The sequence below is a fragment of the Erythrobacter sp. HI0063 genome (assembly GCF_001635685.1).
Classification (GTDB): Bacteria; Pseudomonadota; Alphaproteobacteria; order Sphingomonadales; family Sphingomonadaceae; genus Qipengyuania.
In genome coordinates, this window is record NZ_LWFF01000007.1 from 1 (window position 1) to 18,702 (window position 18,702).

Sequence of the window (18,702 nt, forward strand, 5' to 3'; positions counted from 1 at the left end):
GGAAGGTGGGGTGGGCCGTGAACACGGCGTGGAGGGCGGGGTTCTCCCACCGCTCGCGAAAGGCAGCGAAATCGGCGCTGTCGCCCTTCAAGGCGTCGTCATTCGCCTCGGGCGTGACGGGTGCGACCAGCGTGCGCAGCCGCCCGGCGCGGCTCTTGATCGATTCGCATTCGAGTTCGCCCAGCAGCACCTCGCACTCGTCGAGCGACAATTCGCCCGCCTCAATGGCGCGCGACAGGTCGAGCGAGAGCTGGAACACCGGATTGAACAGCGGGGTCTCCTGCGTGCGGCGATGCAGTTCGCGCAGGCGAGAGACCAGATCGGCGACGGTTTTCAATGCGATGCTCATGCCGAAAGCTCCGCCGCCTCGCGGGCCATGGCCGCTATCTTCTGCGTATCGGGCTTGCCGCGCGGGGCGACCCAGCTGCCGCCGACGCACAGGACGGGATCGAAAGCGAGCCAGTCTTTGGCATTGTCGGGCCCGATCCCGCCGGTCGGGCAGAAGCGCACCTGATGGAACGGCGCGGCAAGGGCTTTGAGGGCGGGGAGGCCGCCCGATGCTTCGGCCGGGAAGAACTTGAAATGGTCGAGCCCCAGATCGAGCCCGCGCATGATATCGCCTGCGTTCGCGATGCCGGGCAGGAAGGGAACGCGCTCGCGCGCCGCCGCCTTGACCAGCGGTTCGGTAAGCCCCGGCGAGACGACGAATTCCGCGCCCGCTTCGATCACCGCGGCGAGATCTTCCTGATTGGTCACCGTGCCCGCGCCGACCACTGCGCCATCGACCTGCTTCATCGCGCGGATCGCGTCGAGCGCGACGGGAGTGCGCAGCGTCACTTCCAGCGCGCGCAATCCGCCTGCGACGAGCGCTTGGGCGAGGGGGACGGCATGCTCCACATCGTCCGCCACGATCACGGGGACGACCGGGGCGAGGCGCATGATATCGGCGATTGTGCGGTCGGATGAGATCACGAAACGGTCTCCAAATGCTGTTTGGCAAAGGCCGCGGCGGCACCGAACAGGCCGGGCTGGGGGTGGACGATCAGCTTGACGGGAATGTCCGCCATCAATTCGGAAAAGCGCCCCTTGGCGCGGAAGCGTTCGGCAAAGCCCGAACGCGGCAGATGGTCGCGCAGGCGATAGCCGAGCCCGCCTGCGATCACGACGCCGCCGAACCCGCCCTGCGCCAGGGCGATATCGCCCGCCACGCTGCCGAGCGAGAGGCAGAAGCGATCGACGGCAGCGGCGGCCAGGCTGTCCCTGTCCTCCATCCCGCGTGTCCAGAGTGTCACATCGTCCTCTTCCGTGACCGGACGGCCTTCCATCGCCGCGAGGGTCTGGCGGATCGGGCCGATGGCGGGGCCGGAGACGACGCGTTCGATCGAGACGCGGTTGTGCGATTTGCGCAGCCGGGCGAGGATCGCATCCTCGATCGAATCGAGGGGTGCGAAATCGATATGTCCGCCCTCGGTCGCGGTGACGCGATATTCGCTGCCCGAGCGCCAGAGATGCGCGACGCCGAGGCCGGTGCCGGGGCCGATCAGGCTGATCGTGCCTTCGCTCGCCAACGGGCGATCGGGGCCGGTAATGTGCAGGAACTGATCGTCGGGCGCGCGCGCCACCGCATGGGCGACGGCGGCGAAATCGTTGACGATGGTGAACTGATCGACGCCCAGCTTGGACTGCATCAGCGACGGGCGGATGATCCAGGGATTGTTGGTGAAGCGGATCACTTCGCCGCCGACCGGCCCCGCCACGGACAAGGCCGCGCGCGGCGGCAGCGACCCGCCGCACCGTTCGCGGAAATCCTCCCACGCGGTCTGGAAGCTGGCATGGTCCTTGGTGTGGAGCGTTTCGGGCTCGCCAAGCGAGATCGAGCCATCTTCCGCCACGCTGGCGATCACGAAGCGGGCATGAGTCCCGCCGATATCCACGGCTACGAGATCGGTCATAATCCAGCCATCGCCAGCATCGACGATCCTCCCTGTTCGGCCCCATCGGCGTTCATGCGGAACATGGCGAAGAGTTCGCGCCCGACGCCGACCTGATCGTCGGTATGCGGAGCGGGCTCGCGGCCCGACAGATCGGCAGTGGTCGACAATTCGCCGGTCTCGGCACAGACGCGGACCATGTCGCCATCGCGCAGGCGCGACAGCGGCCCACCGCCGAGCGCTTCGGGCGTGCAGTGGATCGCCGCGGGTACCTTGCCGCTGGCGCCGGACATGCGCCCGTCCGTGACCAGCGCCACGCGATAACCGCGATCCTGCAACACGCCGAGCGCGGGCGTGAGCTTGTGCAATTCGGGCATGCCGTTGGCGCGCGGGCCCTGGAAGCGCACGACCACGACCACGTCGCGGTCGAGTTCACCCTTGGAGAAAGCTTGGCTGACCGCGTGCTGTGTTTCGAAGACGCGACAGGGCGCCTCCACCGTCCAGCGTTCGCGCTCCACGGCGGAGGATTTGAAGCAGGCGCGGCCGAGATTGCCTTCCACCAGCCGCATCCCGCCATCGGCCTGGAACGGATCGCTGGCGGGGCGCAACATTTCGGCATCGCCGCTGTCGCCCGGATCGCGCCATTCGAGGCCGTCTTCGGCCTCCACCGGTTCCCTGGCATAGGCTTCGAACCCGCCATCCCAAACGGTCAGGATGTCGCCATGCGCCAGCCCGTCGTCGAGCAGCGTGCCGATCACATAGGCCATGCCGCCCGCGGCGTGGAAATGGTTCACATCGCCCGATCCATTGGGATAGACCCGCGCGACCAGGGGCACGACACGGCTCAGTTCGGCGAGATCGGTCCAGTCGAAGGCGATCCCCGCCGCCCGCGCCATTGCCGGGATATGGATCGCGTGATTGGTCGATCCGCCGGTCGCGAGTAGGCCGATCGCCGCGTTGACGATTGCCTTTTCGTCGACGACCTTCGCCATCGGACGGTAATCGTCTCCTTCGCGCTCCATTGCCGCCAGGCGGTGCACCGCAGCGCGCGTAACCTGCTGGCGCAGCGAGACACCCGGCGGCACGAATGCCGCGCCGGGCACGTGGAGACCCATCATCTCCATCATCATCTGGTTGGAATTGGCGGTGCCGTAAAACGTGCAGGTGCCGGGCGAGTGATAGCTGGCGATCTCGCTTTCGAGCAATTGCGCCCGGTCCGCCTTGCCCTCCGCATAGAGCTGGCGCACGGCCTGTTTCTGCTTGTTCGGGATCCCACTCGGCATCGGGCCGCTGGGCACGAAGATCGCGGGCAGATGGCCGAAGCGCAGCGCCCCGATCATCAGGCCGGGCACGATCTTGTCGCAAATACCGAGCAGGGCCATGCCGTCATACATCTGGTGGCTGAGAGCCACTCCGGTGCTGAGCGCGATAACGTCGCGGCTGAACAGCGACAGCTCCATCCCGTCCTCGCCCTGCGTCACCCCGTCGCACATCGCCGGAGTTCCGCCCGCGACCTGCGCCGTGGCGCCGACCTCGCGCGCCCAGATCTTCATCTTCTCGGGATAGCGGCCATAGGGCTGATGGGCCGACAGCATGTCGTTATAGGCGGTTACGATGCCGATATTGGGGCCCTTGGCAGCGGTCAGCGCGCTCTGGTCTTCGGGAACGCCGGCATAGGCGTGGGCGAGGTTGGAACACGAAACCTGCGTGCGATCGGGCTGGCGATCCGCCTCGCGGTCCATCAGATCGAGATAGCGGCGGCGGCCATCACGCGAATTGTCGATCACGCGCTGCGTCACGCGGTGGATGGTGTTGTTCAGCGGCTTATTCGTCATGCCAGCTCACTCCGTCGCGTTCGGTAAGGGCGATTGCGGCGCTGGGGCCCCAGCTCCCGGATGTGTAGGTCTTGGGCTGTTCGCCGCCTTCTTCCCAGCTTGCGCGGATCGCGTCGATCCATTCCCATTGCGCCTCGACCTCGTCCCGCCGCACAAACAACGTCTGATCGCCTTCAATGAGATCCAGAAGCAGGCGTTCGTAGGCGATCCGGCGCACCTTGTCGGAAAAGGCGTGCGGCATCGTCACGTCGAGCGGGACTTGGCGCAGGCGCAGCCCTTCGCGGTCTAGGCCGGGCACTTTCGCCATCAGCGAAAACTGGATGTTTTCTTCGGGCTGGATTCCGATTACGAGGCGGTTGGGCAACGTCTTTGCGCCGCGCCCGGCGAAGATCGAATGCGGGATGCAGCGGAACTGGACTACGATTTCGGTCACGCGTTCGGGCAGGCGCTTGCCAGTGCGCAGGTAGAAGGGCACGCCCTTCCAGCGCCAATTGTCGACATGCGCCTTTATCGCGACGAAGGTTTCGGTGTCGGACGGTTTGCCCAATTCTTCGTCATAGCCGGGCACCGCCTGCCCGCCGACCGCGCCCGCGCGGTACTGGCCGGTCACCGTGTCGTCGGGCGCGACCGGGCGCAGGGCGCGCAGCACCTTGACCTTCTCGTCGCGCACGGCGGTCGCGTCGAAGCTGGTCGGCGGCTCCATCGCAACGAGCGCCAAGAGTTGCAGCATGTGGTTCTGCACCATGTCGCGCAGGGCGCCGCTGTCGTCGTAATAGGCGACGCGCGATTCCAGCCCGACCGTCTCCGCCACCGTGATCTGGACGTGGTCGATATAATTGGAATTCCACACCGGTTCGAACAGGATGTTGCCGAAACGCAGGGCGAGGAGGTTCTGCACCGTTTCCTTGCCGAGATAATGATCGATCCGGTAGATCCGGTTCTCGCTGAATTCGGCCGCAACCGCATCGTTGATTTCCTGGCTTGAGGCGAGATCGGTGCCGAGCGGCTTTTCCAGCCCGATCCGCACTCGCTCGCCCGTCAGCCCCGCTTGCGCGAGCCCGGAAATGGTCGGCTGGAACAGGCTGGGCGCAGTCGACAGGAAGATCGCCAGTCCTTCGCGATCGCCATCGACCTGGCTCGCCAGGCGATCGTATCCGTCCTGCGTCGTCGCATCGACGGCTTCGTAGGTCAGCCGGTTGAGGAATGTGCCGACGCCGCCGCGTCGCCCGGCGGGCAAATGCTTTTCCAGCGCCTCGCGGGCGAAATTGCGAAACTCCGCCGTCGTCATCTCGGATCTTGCGGTGCCGACGATCTTGAGATCGGGTGCCAGCAGATCGTCCGCATGCAGCGCGCACAGCGACGGCAGGAGCATGCGTTGCGACAGGTCGCCGGTGGCTCCGAACAGAAGCAGCCGGTCAGCCGTGAAGCCCATTCTCTCGTCTCCCCTGATTTTGTGTCGCCGGGCTATCAGTCTGGCTCGCGCGAGACCAGCACGTCGCATACATATTCATCACCCCGATCCGAGAGCCTGTCTTCAAGTCGTGCGCGAAACCTCGACCGAACTGCGCCGGAACTGGTTGGGACCGAAGCTGGTCAGGAAGCTGACATCGGCGGCATCGCGCCCGACGCCGATCTTCACCGTTTCCGCCGGATCGGCCATTCCGGTCGCATCGACCAATTGCCAGGTCCCGCCGCCTTCGGTTTCGGGATCGGACAGGAACACTTCGGCGATGGCGTGAAAGTCGGGCGGCTGTACCCCGGGGGCGTAACACGCGACATAGCGCGCGGGGATCGTGCTTGCGCGGGCCATCGTGACGAGGACATGGGCGTAATCGCGACAGATGCCGCGCCGTTCCACGAAACTGTCGAGCGCGTCGGTGCGCGCATCGCTGACGCCGGGTTGATAAGAGAAATTGGCCTCGATCCAGTCCCTGATCGCCGCGATCCGCGCGCCCCCGGTCGTGCCGCCGAACTCCGCCTCGACGAAGTTCTGGAATTTGTCCGCCGGGCAGTACCGGGAATCGAACAGATACTGCACCGCTTCGCCCGGCATGTCGTGCGGCAGGATGGGCTGGAGCGTTTCGAGCTTGGCCAGTTGGCGGCAGGGGCGAACCTCGGCGCGGTAATCGACTTCGAAATCGCCCTCGGCGCGGATCCAGATGCGCGTGCCGATATCGTCCTGAGCGGGAACATGCGCGCGATGCTCGGCCGCGGTCATGTCGAGCGTGCTCGACAGGATCTCGTGTTCCGGAATCTCCGCCGCCTCGAACTGGAGGAGGACGTCGGTCGGCCGGTCGAGGCAGAACGCGAAACGGGTATGGATGGAGATACTCACGCTCTCCTTACGCGTGAGGGGGATTAGGGTTTCGCTAATTCGTCCGGTCGATCGCCGGAAAGATGGAGCGCGATCTCGCGAGTATGCGGCCGGGCCCGGTGTTCGACGAGAAAGATGCCCTGCCATGTGCCGAGCGCCAGACGACCGCCCACCACCGGAACTGCCAAGGAAACGCCCGTCAGCGCCATCTTGAGATGGGCGGGCATATCGTCCGGCCCCTCATCGTCGTGGTCGTAATCGGGGCCTTCAGGCGCGATGCGGTCCAGCCAGGCGAGAAAATCGGAGCGGACTGCGCGAGCCGCATTCTCCTGAATGACGAGGCTGGCCGAAGTATGACGGCAGAAGACCGTCAGAAGCCCTTCAATGACACCCGAGCCGCTCACCCAGTCCGTGACGTCGCCCGTGATCTCCAGCATCGCGCGGCCGGGCGTATCGACAGTGAGGATCGTGGTGCAGTGCATCGGGCCTAGCTTTGCGTGAAATCGCCGCCTGCCGCGGCTGCCGGGACGATATGATCGCGCAGCAATGCACGCAGATCGCCGATATGGTCGCTGCCCCGTTCGACATCGATATCCGACGTCATGACCACGGTCAGGTCAAGTTCCGGCACGACGAAGACCATCTGCCCCCCATAACCCCAGCCGTAATTGACGGCATATTCGCCCGCTTGGCTCAGGAACCAATTGTAGCCATAACTCTCTCCGCTCCAGGGCGAGCGGGTGCGCGGCGTCCAGCTCTCCTCGATCCAGTCGGAGGGCACGATCCGCTGGCCGTCGATTTCTCCACCCAGCCGGTAAAGCTCGCCGAAACGAGCGAGATCGCTTGGAGTCAGCCGCATATCGTTGCCGCCGAAATAGATACCCTGCGGATCGGCAAGCCATTCCGGAATCTCGATCCCCAGTGGTTCGCCCAGCCATTCGCGCGCAAGCTCGAGCGTGGAACGGCCCGAAGCGCGAGTCAGCATGGCGGACAGGATATGGCTGCTCCCGGTCGAATACTGCATCCGCTCGCCCGGGTCGGCCACGAAGGGGCGGGACAGCGCATCGCGTACCCAATTGCTGCTGGAAACCCACGCGCCGTAATTCGCGCCGGACGTGCGTTCGAGTCCAGCCTGCATCGACAGCAGATGGCCGACGGTGAGATCGTTAATGCGCGGATCGGAGTTGGCGGCGGCCTCGGGGCCGAGCACGTCGACCACCCGCTGGTCCACCCCTTCCAGAACGCCGCGTTCGATCGCGATACCGACCAAAGCGGACAACACGGATTTGGAGGCGGATTTGATATTCACCGCGCGCGACAAAGGCGGGCCGTCGTTGAAAGTGCTTTCGTAAAGCGTCTCTCCGTCGCGCATGACGACCATGGCGTTGAGTGGCCCGAGGCGTTCCGCTTGCGCGATCGCGGCCTGCATGCGCGTGGCGTCGAGACCCGTGGTCGCGACCGGCGCCTGGCCGTTGACGGTCGAATTCCCTTCGCGCGGCCCCTCGCTAGGTGGAGCATTCGCGGTCCCGCAGGCGGCGAGAACGGCGAGGAGAAAGGCGGGAAAAGGCTTCATGACTGCGCGCATTAGCGCATGAACGCCTGATCCACGCTGAACGGTCCCGAAGGTTCTAGCGGCGCGTCGCCGGCACTCCGTACAGGTCGTGCGCGTCGGCATCCTCGATCGCGACGTCGACGATGTCGCCGGGCGCCACGTCCGCGCCGACATCGCGCAGGAACACCTGCCCGTCGATCTCCGGTGCATCGGCCTGGCTGCGGCCGGTGGCGCCGATATCGCCATCCTCGTCCGGCGCGCCGACTTCGTCGATGATCACCTTGAGAACCTTGCCGATCTTCGCCTGGAGCTTGGCGGTGGAGATGCGCTCGGTCACTTCCATCAGGCGGGCATAGCGCTCTTCCTTGATGGCCTCGGGCACCTGATCGGGCAGCGCATTGGCCTGTGCGCCTTCGACCGGTTCGAAGCGGAAGCCGCCGACCCGGTCGAGCTGCGCTTCTTCCAGCCAGTCGAGGAGATAGCGGAAATCGTCCTCCGTCTCGCCGGGGAAGCCGACCACGAAGCTGGAGCGGATCGCGATATCGGGGCAGATCGCGCGCCAGTTCTTCAATCTTTCCAGCACCTTCGCCTCGTTCGCCGGGCGCTTCATGCGCTTCAGGACCGAGGGCGCGGCGTGCTGGAACGGAATGTCGAGATAGGGCGTCAGCAGACCCTCTGCCATCAGGGGGATGACCTGATCGACATGGGGATAGGGATAGACGTAATGCAGCCGCACCCAGGGCGGAGCGCCGTCTGAGGTGCGCAAACCGCCCAGTTCGCGGGCGAGATCGGTCATGTGGGCGCGGACCTCGCGGCCTTTCCAGTCGCGCGGTTCGTGGCGCGTATCGACGCCATAGGCGCTGGTGTCCTGGCTGATCACCAACAGCTCTTTCGTGCCCGCGGCGACCAGCTTTTCCGCTTCGCGCAGCACCGCGTCGATGCGCCGGCTGGCGAGCTTGCCGCGCAGGTCGGGGATGATGCAGAAGGCGCAGGAATGATTGCAACCCTCTGAAATCTTGAGGTAACTGTAGTGACGCGGCGTTAATTTCACGTATTCATTCGCGCTATCGCTTCGCTGCTTCAGCGCATCCGGCTGCGGGATGAGATCGACGAAAGGCCCCTGCGACGGCGGTGCAAAGGTGTGCACCGCGTCCACAACCTGCTCGTATTGATGCGCGCCCGTCACCGCGAGCACTTGCGGGTGCGCCGCGCGGATCGCATCGGCTTCTTCGCCCATGCAACCCGTCACGATCACGCGGCCGTTTTCCGCAATCGCCTCTCCGATCGCCTGAAGGCTTTCCTCCTTGGCGCTGTCGAGGAATCCGCATGTGTTGACGAGCACCACATCGGCGCCCGCATAATCCGGGCTCATCGCGTAGCCATCGGCGCGCAGGCGCGTGAGGATGCGTTCGGAATCGACCAGCGCCTTGGGGCAGCCGAGCGAGACCATGCCGACTTTCTTCTGGTCGGGAATGGCCGTGGAGTTGGGGGTGTTCATGGCAGTGTCCGGGGTTTTTCCGGCGCGCCCCTACACCCTTAGCGCGCCGGGCGCCACCGTCGGCGCAATGCGGGCCGTTTCAGTCCGCGCCGTCGCCCTTTTTCTCGCCATTGGGCGTGGGCACGATTTCCACGATCACGTCTCCGGTCTGCAGGGCCTGGCATTCGGTTTCCCAGAAACCCAGCGCCTGTCCGTTGCGATAAACGCGCAGGCCTCGCCCGCCGCTCGACAATTCGCCGATCGACTTGCCGCATTCGTCTTCGGTCACCTTGCGTTCGACCAGATGGACGCGGCCCGAAACGCTGGCGAGGTCGGAGAGATATTCGCTGATATGTTCGCCCTTGGCGCTGCCGGCCAGCAGCAGGCCGGTGAAGCGCACGGGGTTGATGACGATGTTCGCCCCAGCCTGCCGCGCGAGCGATTCGTTGTCGTCTGCGCGGACCACAACGCTGATCGGCACGTAGGGTGCCAGCGCGCGCACGGTCAGGACGATCAGGATCGAAGTGTCGTCGCGCCCGGCGGAAACCAGCACGTTCGCCGCCTGGTTGATGTGCACCGCCTTCAGCGTCTCGTCCCGCGTGGCGTCCGCCGCCATCACGTTGCAGCCCAGCGATTCGGCATCGTGCAGCCGGTCTTCGCTGGGGTCGATCACGACGATGCAGCTCGGGTCGGTGCCGCGCTCGATCAGTTCGTCGACCGCCTGCGATCCGGAAATGCCGAAGCCCAGCACCACGATATGTTGCGACAATTGCTCCTGGAGGCGGGCCATGCGCCATTTCTCCCAGCTGCGCTTGATGATGAAATTGTAGGCGGTGCCCACGAAGATGAAGAAGACGGCGAAGCGGATCGGGGTCACGATGACCGCCTCGACCAGCCGCGCCCGGTCCGAAATCGGCGCGATATCGCCGAACCCGGTAGTGGTGATCGAGATCATGGTGAAATAGATCACGTCGAGGAAGCTGACCTCGCCGTCGAGATTATCGACCAGCCCTTCGCGGTCCCACCAGTGGATCATGACCACGATGGCGATGAGGAGCAGGGCCAGGCCCAGCCGGATGCCGAGATCGCCCCAGACGGGCAGCTTCACGGCGCGGCGCAGCGGCTTATGGCGCGGGCCGCGATAGGCGCGCGGCTTGCGCTGCTGCACGATCCGGTCGACCTGCTTGTCCGCGCTCATTACGCGAACCGGTCCGCCAATGCGCCGAGCGAGGCGTGGTGCGTCAGATCGAGCTGGAGCGGCGTGACCGCGATATAGCCTTCGTCGATGGCTTCGAGATCGGTGCCGTGGTCCAGCGTATGCTCGATCGCTTCCAATCCGAACCAGTAATATTTGAACCCGCGCGGATCGCGCCCTTCGACCACTGTGCCGCGCGAATAATCGTGAAAGCCCTGCCGCACCGCGCGGATGCCCTTGATCGCATCGGGGGCAAGGGCGGGGAAATTGACATTGACCAGCGTGCGATCGGGCAGGGACGTGTCGAGCAGGGGGGCGAGCACCTTGGCCCCCCAGGCGCGCGCCGCAGCGAAATAATCCTCGCGCGAACCGTCCTCGCGACCCCTGACAGGACCCAGCACCTGGCTCATCGCGATCGAGCGGACGCCCGCCAGCGCGCCTTCAATGGCGGCGGACACGGTGCCCGAATAAGTGATGTCGTCGCCCAGATTGGCACCGCGATTGACGCCGGACAGGATCAGGTCGGGCACGCCGTCGATCACATTGCGCAGGCCCATGGTGACGGAATCGGTGGGCGTGCCGGTCACGGCGAAGCGCCGCTCGCCATATTGGCGCAGCCGCACGGGCCGGGTCAGCGTGAGGGCGTGGCCCATGCCCGACTGTTCCTCGTCCGGCGCGCAGATCCAGATATCGTCGCTGAATTCGCGCGCGATCGCTTCCAGCACTTCGAGGCCGGGGGCGTGGACGCCGTCATCATTTGTGAGAAGGATTTTCATCGGCTCTGCGCCTCCACCCGCGACACTCCGCCCATATAGGACAGCAAAGCTTCGGGAACGACCACGCTGCCATCGGCCTCCTGGTAATTTTCCAGCACCGCCACCAGCGTGCGCCCGACCGCGAGGCCCGACCCGTTGAGCGTGTGGACGAACTCGGTCTTCTTCGATCCTTCCGGACGATAGCGGGTGTTCATGCGCCGCGCCTGGAAATCGCCGGTGTTGGAACACGAGCTGATCTCGCGCCAGGCGTTCTGGCCGGGCAGCCACACTTCGAGATCGAAGGTCTTCTTCGCGCCGAAGCCCATGTCTCCGCTGCACAGCAGCATGCGGCGATAGGGGAGGTTCATCGCTTCGAGGATCCCTTCGGCGCAGCGTGTCATCCGCTCATGCTCGGCCTCGCTGTCGTCCGGGCGGCAGATGCTGACCAGCTCGACCTTTTCGAACTGGTGCTGGCGAATGAAGCCGCGCGTGTCGCGTCCCGCCGATCCGGCCTCGGAGCGGAAGCAGAGCGTGTGGGCCGTCATGCGGATCGGATCGGTCAGATCGTCGAGGATCTCGCCTGCGACCGAATAGGTCAGCGGAACTTCGGAGGTCGGGACGAGCCAGCGGCGGTCAGTATTATTCTCTTCTCGAAGGAGCCTATTAACTCGAACGACGGTGTCTGCGAAATTTTCTGGATCCGTTTCCTTTTCGCGCGTTGCTCTCGCCTTTGCCTCGGCCCGAATTTTTTCGTCGTCATAAGTAATGAAGGTCTGAAAACTGTCCTCCGCGAATTTCGGCAGCTTGTCGGTCCCGTACATCGCGGCATCGTTGACCAGCACCGGCGGATTGCACTCGGTATAGCCGTTCTCACGCGTCTGCCGGTCCAACATGAACTGCGCCAGCGCGCGATGGAGCCGCGCCACGTCGCCGCGCAGGAAGGTAAAGCGCGCGCCGGACAGCTTGGTGCCGGTCTCGAAATCCAGGCCGAGCGCCGGGCCGAGATCGGCGTGCTCCTTGGGCTCGAAGGTGAATTCGCGCCGGTCGCCCCATTGCGACACTTCGACATTGCCGTCCTCGTCCTCGCCTTCGGGCACATCCTCGGCGGGGAGGTTGGGGAGGCGCGCCAGAAGATCAGTCAGCTCGCTTGCGAGCGAGCGGTCCTGCTCCTCCATTTCCGGCATACGCTGCTTGATCTCGGCGACTTCGGCCTTAAGCGCTTCGGCCTTTTCGGTGTCGCCCTGGCCCATCGCCTGCCCGATGGCCTTGGAGGCTTCGTTGCGGCGGCTTTGCGCCTGCTGGAGCGCAGTGGTCACTTCGCGGCGGCGCGCGTCGAGGGCGAGGATGCGATCCGCTTGCGGTTCGGCCCCGCGCCGGGCGAGCCCCGCATCGAACGCACCGGGGTTCTGACGGATGAAGGCGATGTCGTGCATGGCTTGGGCCTATGCCCGCTCCCTATCCGATTTGCCAGACCCTGCGGTTGGCCTGCATGAGGGCGGGGCGGGCACCTTGGCCGAAGCTGCGCATTGTGCGCTCTATGGTCGGTCGGCGCGATGCGTCGCGGACGATTGTAGCAGATTGGGCAGAACAGACTTGCAAGCCACGCCGAAACCGCTTCCCAGCGACCCGCCGAAGCGGACGCGATTCATCGATGGTCTGAACGTTGCCGTCAAAACGGGGCGCAGACTGGGGCTGGTCGATCCGCCGCGGCTGGAGAAAGCCCATCTGATGGCCGAAGCGCGCGCGGCCACCGGGCTCGACGATTTCGGCGATCCCTGGTTCGAACGCCCGCTCGACGTGCTGCTCCAGTCGATCCACGCCGAAGCGCGCCTCAATCCGGCGGGCAAGCTCGCGGCGGAAAAACAGTTCCATCACGTGCTGCGCGATCGCCTGCTGACCCAATGGTGGTTCGCGCGCCATCCCGAAATTCTCGCCCGTCCGGTGAAGCGGCCGGTCGTCATCGTCGGCCCGATGCGGTCCGGCACCACGCGAATGCACCGCCTGCTCGCCGCCGATCACCGCTTCAGCCATATGCGCAGCTTCGAGACGATCAGTCCGGTGCCGCGCCCCGAATTCGAAGAGGTGCTGAAGGGCGAAAAGCAAGATTTCCGCCCCGTTCTCGCCAGCCGGATCATGAAGGTCGCCCGGCTCGCCAATCCGCGCACGCTCTCGATCCATCCGACCGGGCCCTACGAGCCCGAGGAAGAGCTCGGCCTGCTGGTCGCCAGCTTCTGGGGGATGAAGCACGAAGCGCAGTGGCACGTGCCAAGCTATGGCCGCTGGTGCGAGAGCGAGGACGCGACGCCCGCCTATCGCCACATGAAGGACCTGTTGCGCCTGATCGGCTGGTCGCAACAGGTCTCCAGCATCCGGCCCTGGATATTGAAGACGCCGCAGCACATGCTCGATCTGCCCGCGCTGCTCACCGTTTTTCCCGATGCGCGCCTGATCTTCACGCACCGCGATCCCGAATCGGTGGTGGGTAGCGCCGCCTCCCTCGCCTGGAACCAGACGATCATCTATTCCGACCACGTCGATCCCAAGACGATCGGTGAGGAATGGCTGCGCAAGACGCGGCTGGAGATCGAGCGGATGCAGGCCGCGCGCGCCGCGATTCCCGCCGAGCGCATGATCGACGTCCAGTACGAGGCGATGGACGCCGATTGGCGCGGCACGATGGAGCGGGTCTATCGTTTCCTCGATCTCGACATGGAGCCCGCCGTGCCGGGCATGGAGGACTTCATCCAGCGCTCGAACGCGCTGAAGCGCCGTCCCCACCGCTACAGCCTGGAACAGTTCGGCCTCACGCCCGAGCGCGTGCACGAGGAATTGGGCGATTACGTCCGCTCGTTCGACGTCCCGCGCGAAAACCGCAGCGCCTCCGCCTGAACCGCGATCCGGAACCGGCCCGCCGATACACCGTTCAATCCTGCAAAGGAGAATTCGAAATGATCGGCAAGATTATCGGCGCCTTCGTGGGCGACAAATTGGCCAAGCAGACCAGCGGCGTCGGCGGCGCCACCGGCGCAGCGCTGGGCGTGGTCGCCACCTCGCTCATCGCGCGCCTGAGCCTTCCCAGCATGCTGGCGATCCTGGCCGGTGGCTACGCCGCCAAGCGCCTTTCGGAACGTGCAGACACGGCCCCCAACCGCGCCACGACGCCGTAAATGAACGAACCAGGCGCCGGGTCCGAACCAAAGGCTCGGCGCCGACCTTCGATACACGGCCCACGGCCACCGGGCCGCGGATAGTTCTCTGCGCACTACCGCCGATGCATGATCTATAATTCTCGAAGCGAAACGACCCGGCTGTCGCACAATTGCGAGCCTGGGCGAGGGGCTGATGTGCCGTTTTCGGAAGGCAGCCTTTGGAAGACACCTTGCTTGCCAATAAATTTTTCTACTATTTCCGGGACTATCGAAGCTCGAACCCCTAAAAGTCACACTTCGCTCGAGCGCGACATGACAGTCGCAAGCGAATTCCTTTCTGCGATGTCGCAGGGGACTTCGGACGGAGAGGAGGCGGCCCCCTCTGCCGAAGCGCTGAACGCGATTACCGCGATCCTTTCCGAAATCGCCGGGCGTTATTCCATGGCGCAGGAACGCGAGGTCCATCGGCGGCACGTGCCGGGAGGAGCCGAATTGGACGTGCCAGTCGAGGATGCTTGCGATGGATTGTTCGGCGATGCTGATGACGACGACGACGGCCTTTTCTAGACCGTGAAGCGCAAGCGGTGGCCGGATGATCGCGACTGCCCCGCTTCTTCGCCAAAGGGACGCAGCCCAAGGTCCGAGAAGCAGGCCCATATGGTAACGTGGCTGGTCTACGAAGCCGAGCCAGCCACGCCGAAGCCAAAGCCGCGTCCGTCCTAGAACCAACATGGCTGCTTTCCAGGCATTGTCGGACCATTTCGCTCAGTTGCGAGGCCGTGCTTAAGGCGCGCTTTTCGGGACGCTCGGGGAGGGGGCGAATACCCGGAATCGGCGCTTTGCCGACTAGCAGCTTGTGGGCCGGGAAGCAGACAATCATGGCGTGCTCTCCGTGCGTCGAGAGGCGGGACTTTTATCTCTGCTTTTCCAGCGACGGCACGCTCCAGCTGTCGTCGATCACCGGCTCTGCGGGGCGATAGGTGCGGAAGATAGCTTCGAACGGTCCTTCGGGTGTCGGCACCCAGACCACGTCCTCTTCCTCCGAGCGCTCGCGCGAGAGGTGGAGGACGATCGATCCGTCCGGGCGCTTGACCAGATCGGACGAGCCCGAATTGATCGAGTGCCGGTCGATGGGCACCTCGAAGAAGAACAGCCGCCCGTCGGCATCGGGCTGGTACACGCTGAGCGACCAGAACGCCTTCACCGGCACGCCTGCGGGCGGGATCACCATCCGGTAGGAAGACGTGCCGCTCAGCGCATCGCCCGCGGCATCGGTCTCGGTGCGGAAATAGCGCGCGTCCTTCGTCTTGAGCGCGCCGAAGCCGATCAACGCGATGGCGGCGCGGACCAGGTCGTTATTCCCGTAATCGCCAAGGATCAGCGGCGGCGCATTCCAGCCCGGTCTATCCTGCGAGCGCGAGAGGCCCTTGCGCAGCATGTCGAGCGAGCGGGGCAGCCACGCATTCCAGGCCGCGCGCGATCGCAGGGAGAGGCCGTCCCATACGCTCGGGTCGCCCGGAACTATGCCCTTGTCCGCAAACGTCGCGGCGCGCGCGACCTGCGGGTGGCTCGGTGAACGGCCGAGCACTTCGTTGGTCAGCGCGAGGAAGCTGCGCGGCTCCATTTCGGGCGGGGCGACCGTGTTGAACAGGCGCGGCTTCGCCTCCGTGTCCACGGGTTCCACCACGATCCCGCTCTGCACCGCTCGCGCGGCATCGAGATCGTCGACCCCGGCCACGAAAGTGCGCGCGAGCAGCCAGACATCGTTCGACGGCATGCGGATCACATCGGGGCCGTCCTTCACAGGACTGTCGGGCCCGACGATAAGGTAGGTCCCCGCACTGCCACCATTCTCGGCGTGGCCGACCATCGTCTGGTCGGTGAACATGTCCATCAAGGCCACCGACAGATAGCGGTCGCCCGAATTGGGCAGCGTCAGGCGCACCGGAGTCTTGGAAAGCTCCAGCACCGCTGAGGTATAGAGCGTGTTGTTATTGGGTGCGGTAACCGAGCGGATGCGCTCGTCTGCCAGATCGCGCACGTGGATGTGGCGGTTGATGAGCACCTTGGTATCATCGCCCGCCCGCTTCGCAGCATCGGCCAGCGCCTCTTCGGATACCAGCGTATCGCCGACGTCGATCTGGCCCGACAGCGCCTGCATCGAACGCGCAAACTCGTAAGGCCCGAAGGCGTAGAAGAACGCGTCGATCACCGTCCCGTCGAGCGCGCCGGTCAGCTGATCCTCGCGCGAATTCGGGTCCGGCTGGATCGGCGCACAGCCGGGCAATGCGATGAGCGATGCTGCCGGAAGATTGAAAAGCGCGGCGCGGCGGGTGATACCATGACGCATGAGAATGATCCTTTCGCCCGAAAAACCTGACCCGGCATTATATGTACGTCCGTACATATATGAAGCATGATGAGCGAAGGTCAAGACGGATCGGCCCCGCGCCGCGGACGGCGCACGGCGGATGCTCCCGCGGGGCGCGATGCGCTGTTGCGTGCGGCAACGCGGTGCTTCGCCGATTATGGATTTGAGGCGGCGAGCGTGCGAATGATCGCGAGCCGCGCGGGGGCGGCACCCAACCTCGTCGCGGTCCATTTCGGCAATAAGGAAGGGCTGTGGCTCGCCTGCGTCGATCTGCTTGCAGAGACCTTCGCGCCGAATATCGCCGCGCTGACCGCGATGGCCGAGGACGCGAAGACGCCATTGCGCGAAAGGCTGCGGCTCGCGATCGGGATGACTGCGGGCTATTACGAGCGCCATCCGGACCTGCGCGGCTTCGTCGCGCGTGCCAGCGTGGAGCCGCCGCCGCGCAGCGACATCGTCTCGGAACGACTGCTCAAGCCCCTGTACGAAGGGGCTCGCCCGCTGATCCAGCAGGGAATCGACGCAGGCATCGTTCCGATCAGAGATCCGACGATCGTCTTCGTGATCCTCAACCTGTCGCTCGGCCAGCCCGATCGCGTCGCCTCCGCGCTCGCGGCTCTGTCGACCTTTTATCCGACGGACGAGATCACCCGCCGAATGAGCGAGGCTCTGGCGCGGCTCTTGTTGAATGGGGGCGAAGGATAGGTCGCGTGAATACCATTTCACTGCGAATTGGCGCGGCTGCAGAAGGCTAGCATTCAAGAGCGGCGTTGGTCGAACGAATGGGCGATCGGCGAAGAATGCAATTCGGAGTTTGGGTGGGCGGCGCAAGGCTCGCGGTCACAGTCCCAGCCAATGTGTCCCAGACAGGACCCAAAATTGTGGTAAAATCTAAGGCAACTCCAGCGGATCTACCGAATTTTTCCTATTGGAAGTGGTGGTGCCCCATGGAAGACGAACATGGGAACTCGAAACTATGGGAAATTACTATTGATTTGCCTTGAGCCGAGGCTCGGAGGTTGCTTCAGGAGTTTGACGCAGGTGCCGCGTCAGTTCATTCAGCTGCGAGATAAGGATGAGCCGGCGAACTTGTCCGGCCCATGGTTTCCTACGCTTTCTCTCACGCGGCCGCCCGCCTGCTGACATCGCTCAACACTTGTACAATCCGCTGAACTTCAGCCTGCTGAAACACGCCACTAACACCCTGATCATCGAAATCGGTGAATGGGCTCTCGTATAGCCGGCGCGGATCCATCGCACCGCGTTCGGTGAGATGGTCAATGATCAAATTGATGAACTCGATCTGGTTCGCATTGAGGTTCTGACCGGCTAGTAGCTCGGCAAACGCCCCCTTCGCAGCCTCACGATCGAGGCCGATGAGCGAACGAATGAACAGGCCGAGGCCACCTTCACTTGTGATGACAGCGATGTCAGCGTCACTCGCTTCCGTTTCTTCGCGCAAGATGCGCTCCAGCTCTGCCAAATCTTGCGGGGTCAGCTGCTCGTTGCGGTGAAGCTTTTGGATCGTGATGTGATCGGCATGGGCTTTGAGGAAGTGGCGTACCTTAATTAAGAAGCGCGGCTTGTCAGTGCCGATACTCGCATGAGCCAAGTCGATGCGCGTTGCCTCACCCATCTCGTCTTCGAAGTCGGTATAAATGATTACCGCTTCATCTCCTTCGATGAGCTTCATGAGCGCACGCAGCTGGCGGCGCATCTGCTCCACCGCCCAGGCATCGATGTCGGCCCAATAATCCGGCGTCTGGACTTCAAGGATCAAGTCCATTTGCGCTGAAACCATCGGAACATTCCCGAGCTCTTCGAGCTTGGAGGCTAGCGCGATCACCTTCTCCTGGCACTGCGTGAACGACGCATCATTTTGAAGAAGAGCAAGCTGCCCCTTCAGGATGATATAGTCGAATTGCTTCGCGGCAATGTCAGTATCTTCACGGGCCGAAGGCAGCCCAGCGATCTCGCCGATTAGCACCTCGCGCTCATTCGAGCCGATGTCGTTCCATGCTTCGCGCTTCTGGAATTCCTCGACCTCCTTGCGCTTGGCGCGGACAAGGAAGTTGTCGAGGTTCATGGCAGCAACCTCGTCGAAAAGGTAGTCGCGCGTGTCC

At 64.3% G+C, this 18,702-nt stretch carries 17 protein-coding genes and 1 pseudogene; 4 read left to right on the top strand and 14 right to left on the bottom strand.

Annotated elements, in window-relative coordinates; all coding sequences use genetic code 11:
* The 12 genes and pseudogenes from A3736_RS00730 to serS form a co-directional block, all read right to left on the bottom strand.
* Window positions 1-349: pseudogene (locus A3736_RS00730) on the bottom strand (phosphoenolpyruvate carboxylase); the annotation flags it as partial.
* The gene (locus A3736_RS00735; protein WP_304439407.1) at window positions 346-972 is read right to left on the bottom strand and encodes a bifunctional 4-hydroxy-2-oxoglutarate aldolase/2-dehydro-3-deoxy-phosphogluconate aldolase; all 627 of its coding nucleotides are present in this window, start codon (window positions 970-972) and stop codon (window positions 346-348) included. The gene A3736_RS00735 and the pseudogene A3736_RS00730, both read right to left, overlap by 4 nt.
* The gene (gene glk, locus A3736_RS00740; protein WP_067677965.1) at window positions 969-1,952 is read right to left on the bottom strand and encodes a glucokinase; all 984 of its coding nucleotides are present in this window, start codon (window positions 1,950-1,952) and stop codon (window positions 969-971) included. The genes A3736_RS00735 and glk overlap by 4 nt, the downstream gene beginning before the upstream one ends.
* Window positions 1,949-3,766, bottom strand: a complete 1,818-nt coding sequence (gene edd, locus A3736_RS00745; protein ID WP_067677968.1) for a phosphogluconate dehydratase — start codon at window positions 3,764-3,766, stop codon at window positions 1,949-1,951. Before edd ends, glk begins: the two co-directional genes overlap by 4 nt.
* The gene (gene zwf / locus A3736_RS00750) at window positions 3,756-5,198 is read right to left on the bottom strand and encodes a glucose-6-phosphate dehydrogenase (RefSeq protein ID WP_067677971.1); all 1,443 of its coding nucleotides are present in this window, start codon (window positions 5,196-5,198) and stop codon (window positions 3,756-3,758) included. The genes edd and zwf overlap by 11 nt, the downstream gene beginning before the upstream one ends.
* Window positions 5,199-5,300: 102 nt before the next feature.
* Window positions 5,301-6,101 carry a transglutaminase family protein gene (locus A3736_RS00755; protein ID WP_067677974.1) on the bottom strand — a complete coding sequence of 267 codons (801 nt, stop codon included), beginning with the start codon at window positions 6,099-6,101 and terminating at the stop codon, window positions 5,301-5,303.
* A 23-nt stretch (window positions 6,102-6,124) separates the two neighbouring features.
* Window positions 6,125-6,562: a secondary thiamine-phosphate synthase enzyme YjbQ gene (locus A3736_RS00760; RefSeq protein ID WP_067677976.1), complete on the bottom strand. Its 438-nt coding sequence runs from the start codon at window positions 6,560-6,562 to the stop codon at window positions 6,125-6,127.
* 5 nt (window positions 6,563-6,567) lie between these two features.
* Window positions 6,568-7,653 (bottom strand): serine hydrolase, encoded by a 1,086-nt coding sequence (locus A3736_RS00765; RefSeq protein WP_197465429.1) that lies wholly within the window; start codon window positions 7,651-7,653, stop codon window positions 6,568-6,570.
* Between the two features lie 55 nt (window positions 7,654-7,708).
* On the bottom strand, window positions 7,709-9,130 hold the full coding sequence (rimO, locus tag A3736_RS00770) for a 30S ribosomal protein S12 methylthiotransferase RimO (protein ID WP_067677979.1): 1,422 nt from the start codon (window positions 9,128-9,130) through the stop codon (window positions 7,709-7,711).
* A 79-nt stretch (window positions 9,131-9,209) separates the two neighbouring features.
* Window positions 9,210-10,307, bottom strand: coding sequence for a TrkA family potassium uptake protein (locus tag A3736_RS00775; RefSeq protein ID WP_082851227.1), 1,098 nt, complete (start codon window positions 10,305-10,307; stop codon window positions 9,210-9,212).
* Window positions 10,307-11,080 carry a 5'/3'-nucleotidase SurE gene (surE, locus tag A3736_RS00780; protein ID WP_067677982.1) on the bottom strand — a complete coding sequence of 258 codons (774 nt, stop codon included), beginning with the start codon at window positions 11,078-11,080 and terminating at the stop codon, window positions 10,307-10,309. The genes A3736_RS00775 and surE overlap by 1 nt, the downstream gene beginning before the upstream one ends.
* Entirely contained in the window at window positions 11,077-12,492 is a 1,416-nt protein-coding gene (gene serS / locus A3736_RS00785; protein WP_067677985.1) for a serine--tRNA ligase, read from the bottom strand. Before serS ends, surE begins: the two co-directional genes overlap by 4 nt.
* A 160-nt stretch (window positions 12,493-12,652) precedes the next feature.
* Here serS and A3736_RS00790 point away from each other — a divergent pair, with 160 nt between their 5' ends.
* From A3736_RS00790 to A3736_RS00800, 3 genes are all read left to right on the top strand, one after another.
* Window positions 12,653-13,948 carry a sulfotransferase gene (locus tag A3736_RS00790; RefSeq protein WP_233999134.1) on the top strand — a complete coding sequence of 432 codons (1,296 nt, stop codon included), beginning with the start codon at window positions 12,653-12,655 and terminating at the stop codon, window positions 13,946-13,948.
* Window positions 13,949-14,007: 59 nt separating this feature from the next.
* A complete protein-coding gene (locus tag A3736_RS00795) occupies window positions 14,008-14,226 on the top strand; it encodes a hypothetical protein (protein WP_067677988.1) in 219 nt (72 codons plus the stop codon).
* 294 nt (window positions 14,227-14,520) lie between these two features.
* Window positions 14,521-14,775 (top strand): hypothetical protein, encoded by a 255-nt coding sequence (locus tag A3736_RS00800; protein WP_067677991.1) that lies wholly within the window; start codon window positions 14,521-14,523, stop codon window positions 14,773-14,775.
* 346 nt (window positions 14,776-15,121) lie between these two features.
* Here the strand turns inward: A3736_RS00800 and A3736_RS00805 are convergent, their stop codons facing one another.
* Window positions 15,122-16,558 carry a DUF1254 domain-containing protein gene (locus A3736_RS00805; RefSeq protein ID WP_067677994.1) on the bottom strand — a complete coding sequence of 479 codons (1,437 nt, stop codon included), beginning with the start codon at window positions 16,556-16,558 and terminating at the stop codon, window positions 15,122-15,124.
* A gap of 69 nt (window positions 16,559-16,627) precedes the next feature.
* On the opposite strand from A3736_RS00805, the gene A3736_RS00810 reads away from it, so the two are divergent.
* Window positions 16,628-17,284, top strand: a complete 657-nt coding sequence (locus tag A3736_RS00810) for a TetR/AcrR family transcriptional regulator (protein WP_067678009.1) — start codon at window positions 16,628-16,630, stop codon at window positions 17,282-17,284.
* A 415-nt stretch (window positions 17,285-17,699) separates the two neighbouring features.
* Here the strand turns inward: A3736_RS00810 and A3736_RS00815 are convergent.
* The coding region (locus tag A3736_RS00815; RefSeq protein WP_304439408.1) for a type I restriction-modification enzyme R subunit C-terminal domain-containing protein at window positions 17,700-18,702 on the bottom strand (1,003 nt) is incomplete at its 5' end.

What these genes read in the sequence shown, in the direction of transcription:
- glk (WP_067677965.1), bottom strand. Translation starts at nt 1,952, where the DNA reads ATGACCGATCTCGTAGCCGTGGATATCGGCGGGACTCATGCCCGCTTC.
- edd (WP_067677968.1), bottom strand. Translation starts at nt 3,766, where the DNA reads ATGACGAATAAGCCGCTGAACAACACCATCCACCGCGTGACGCAGCGC.
- zwf (WP_067677971.1), bottom strand. Translation starts at nt 5,198, where the DNA reads ATGGGCTTCACGGCTGACCGGCTGCTTCTGTTCGGAGCCACCGGCGAC.
- A3736_RS00760 (WP_067677976.1), bottom strand. Translation starts at nt 6,562, where the DNA reads ATGCACTGCACCACGATCCTCACTGTCGATACGCCCGGCCGCGCGATG.
- A3736_RS00765 (WP_197465429.1), bottom strand. Translation starts at nt 7,653, where the DNA reads ATGAAGCCTTTTCCCGCCTTTCTCCTCGCCGTTCTCGCCGCCTGCGGG.
- rimO (WP_067677979.1), bottom strand. Translation starts at nt 9,130, where the DNA reads ATGAACACCCCCAACTCCACGGCCATTCCCGACCAGAAGAAAGTCGGC.
- A3736_RS00775 (WP_082851227.1), bottom strand. Translation starts at nt 10,307, where the DNA reads ATGAGCGCGGACAAGCAGGTCGACCGGATCGTGCAGCAGCGCAAGCCG.
- surE (WP_067677982.1), bottom strand. Translation starts at nt 11,080, where the DNA reads ATGAAAATCCTTCTCACAAATGATGACGGCGTCCACGCCCCCGGCCTC.
- serS (WP_067677985.1), bottom strand. Translation starts at nt 12,492, where the DNA reads ATGCACGACATCGCCTTCATCCGTCAGAACCCCGGTGCGTTCGATGCG.
- A3736_RS00795 (WP_067677988.1), top strand. Translation starts at nt 14,008, where the DNA reads ATGATCGGCAAGATTATCGGCGCCTTCGTGGGCGACAAATTGGCCAAG.
- A3736_RS00800 (WP_067677991.1), top strand. Translation starts at nt 14,521, where the DNA reads ATGACAGTCGCAAGCGAATTCCTTTCTGCGATGTCGCAGGGGACTTCG.
- A3736_RS00805 (WP_067677994.1), bottom strand. Translation starts at nt 16,558, where the DNA reads ATGCGTCATGGTATCACCCGCCGCGCCGCGCTTTTCAATCTTCCGGCA.
- A3736_RS00810 (WP_067678009.1), top strand. Translation starts at nt 16,628, where the DNA reads ATGAGCGAAGGTCAAGACGGATCGGCCCCGCGCCGCGGACGGCGCACG.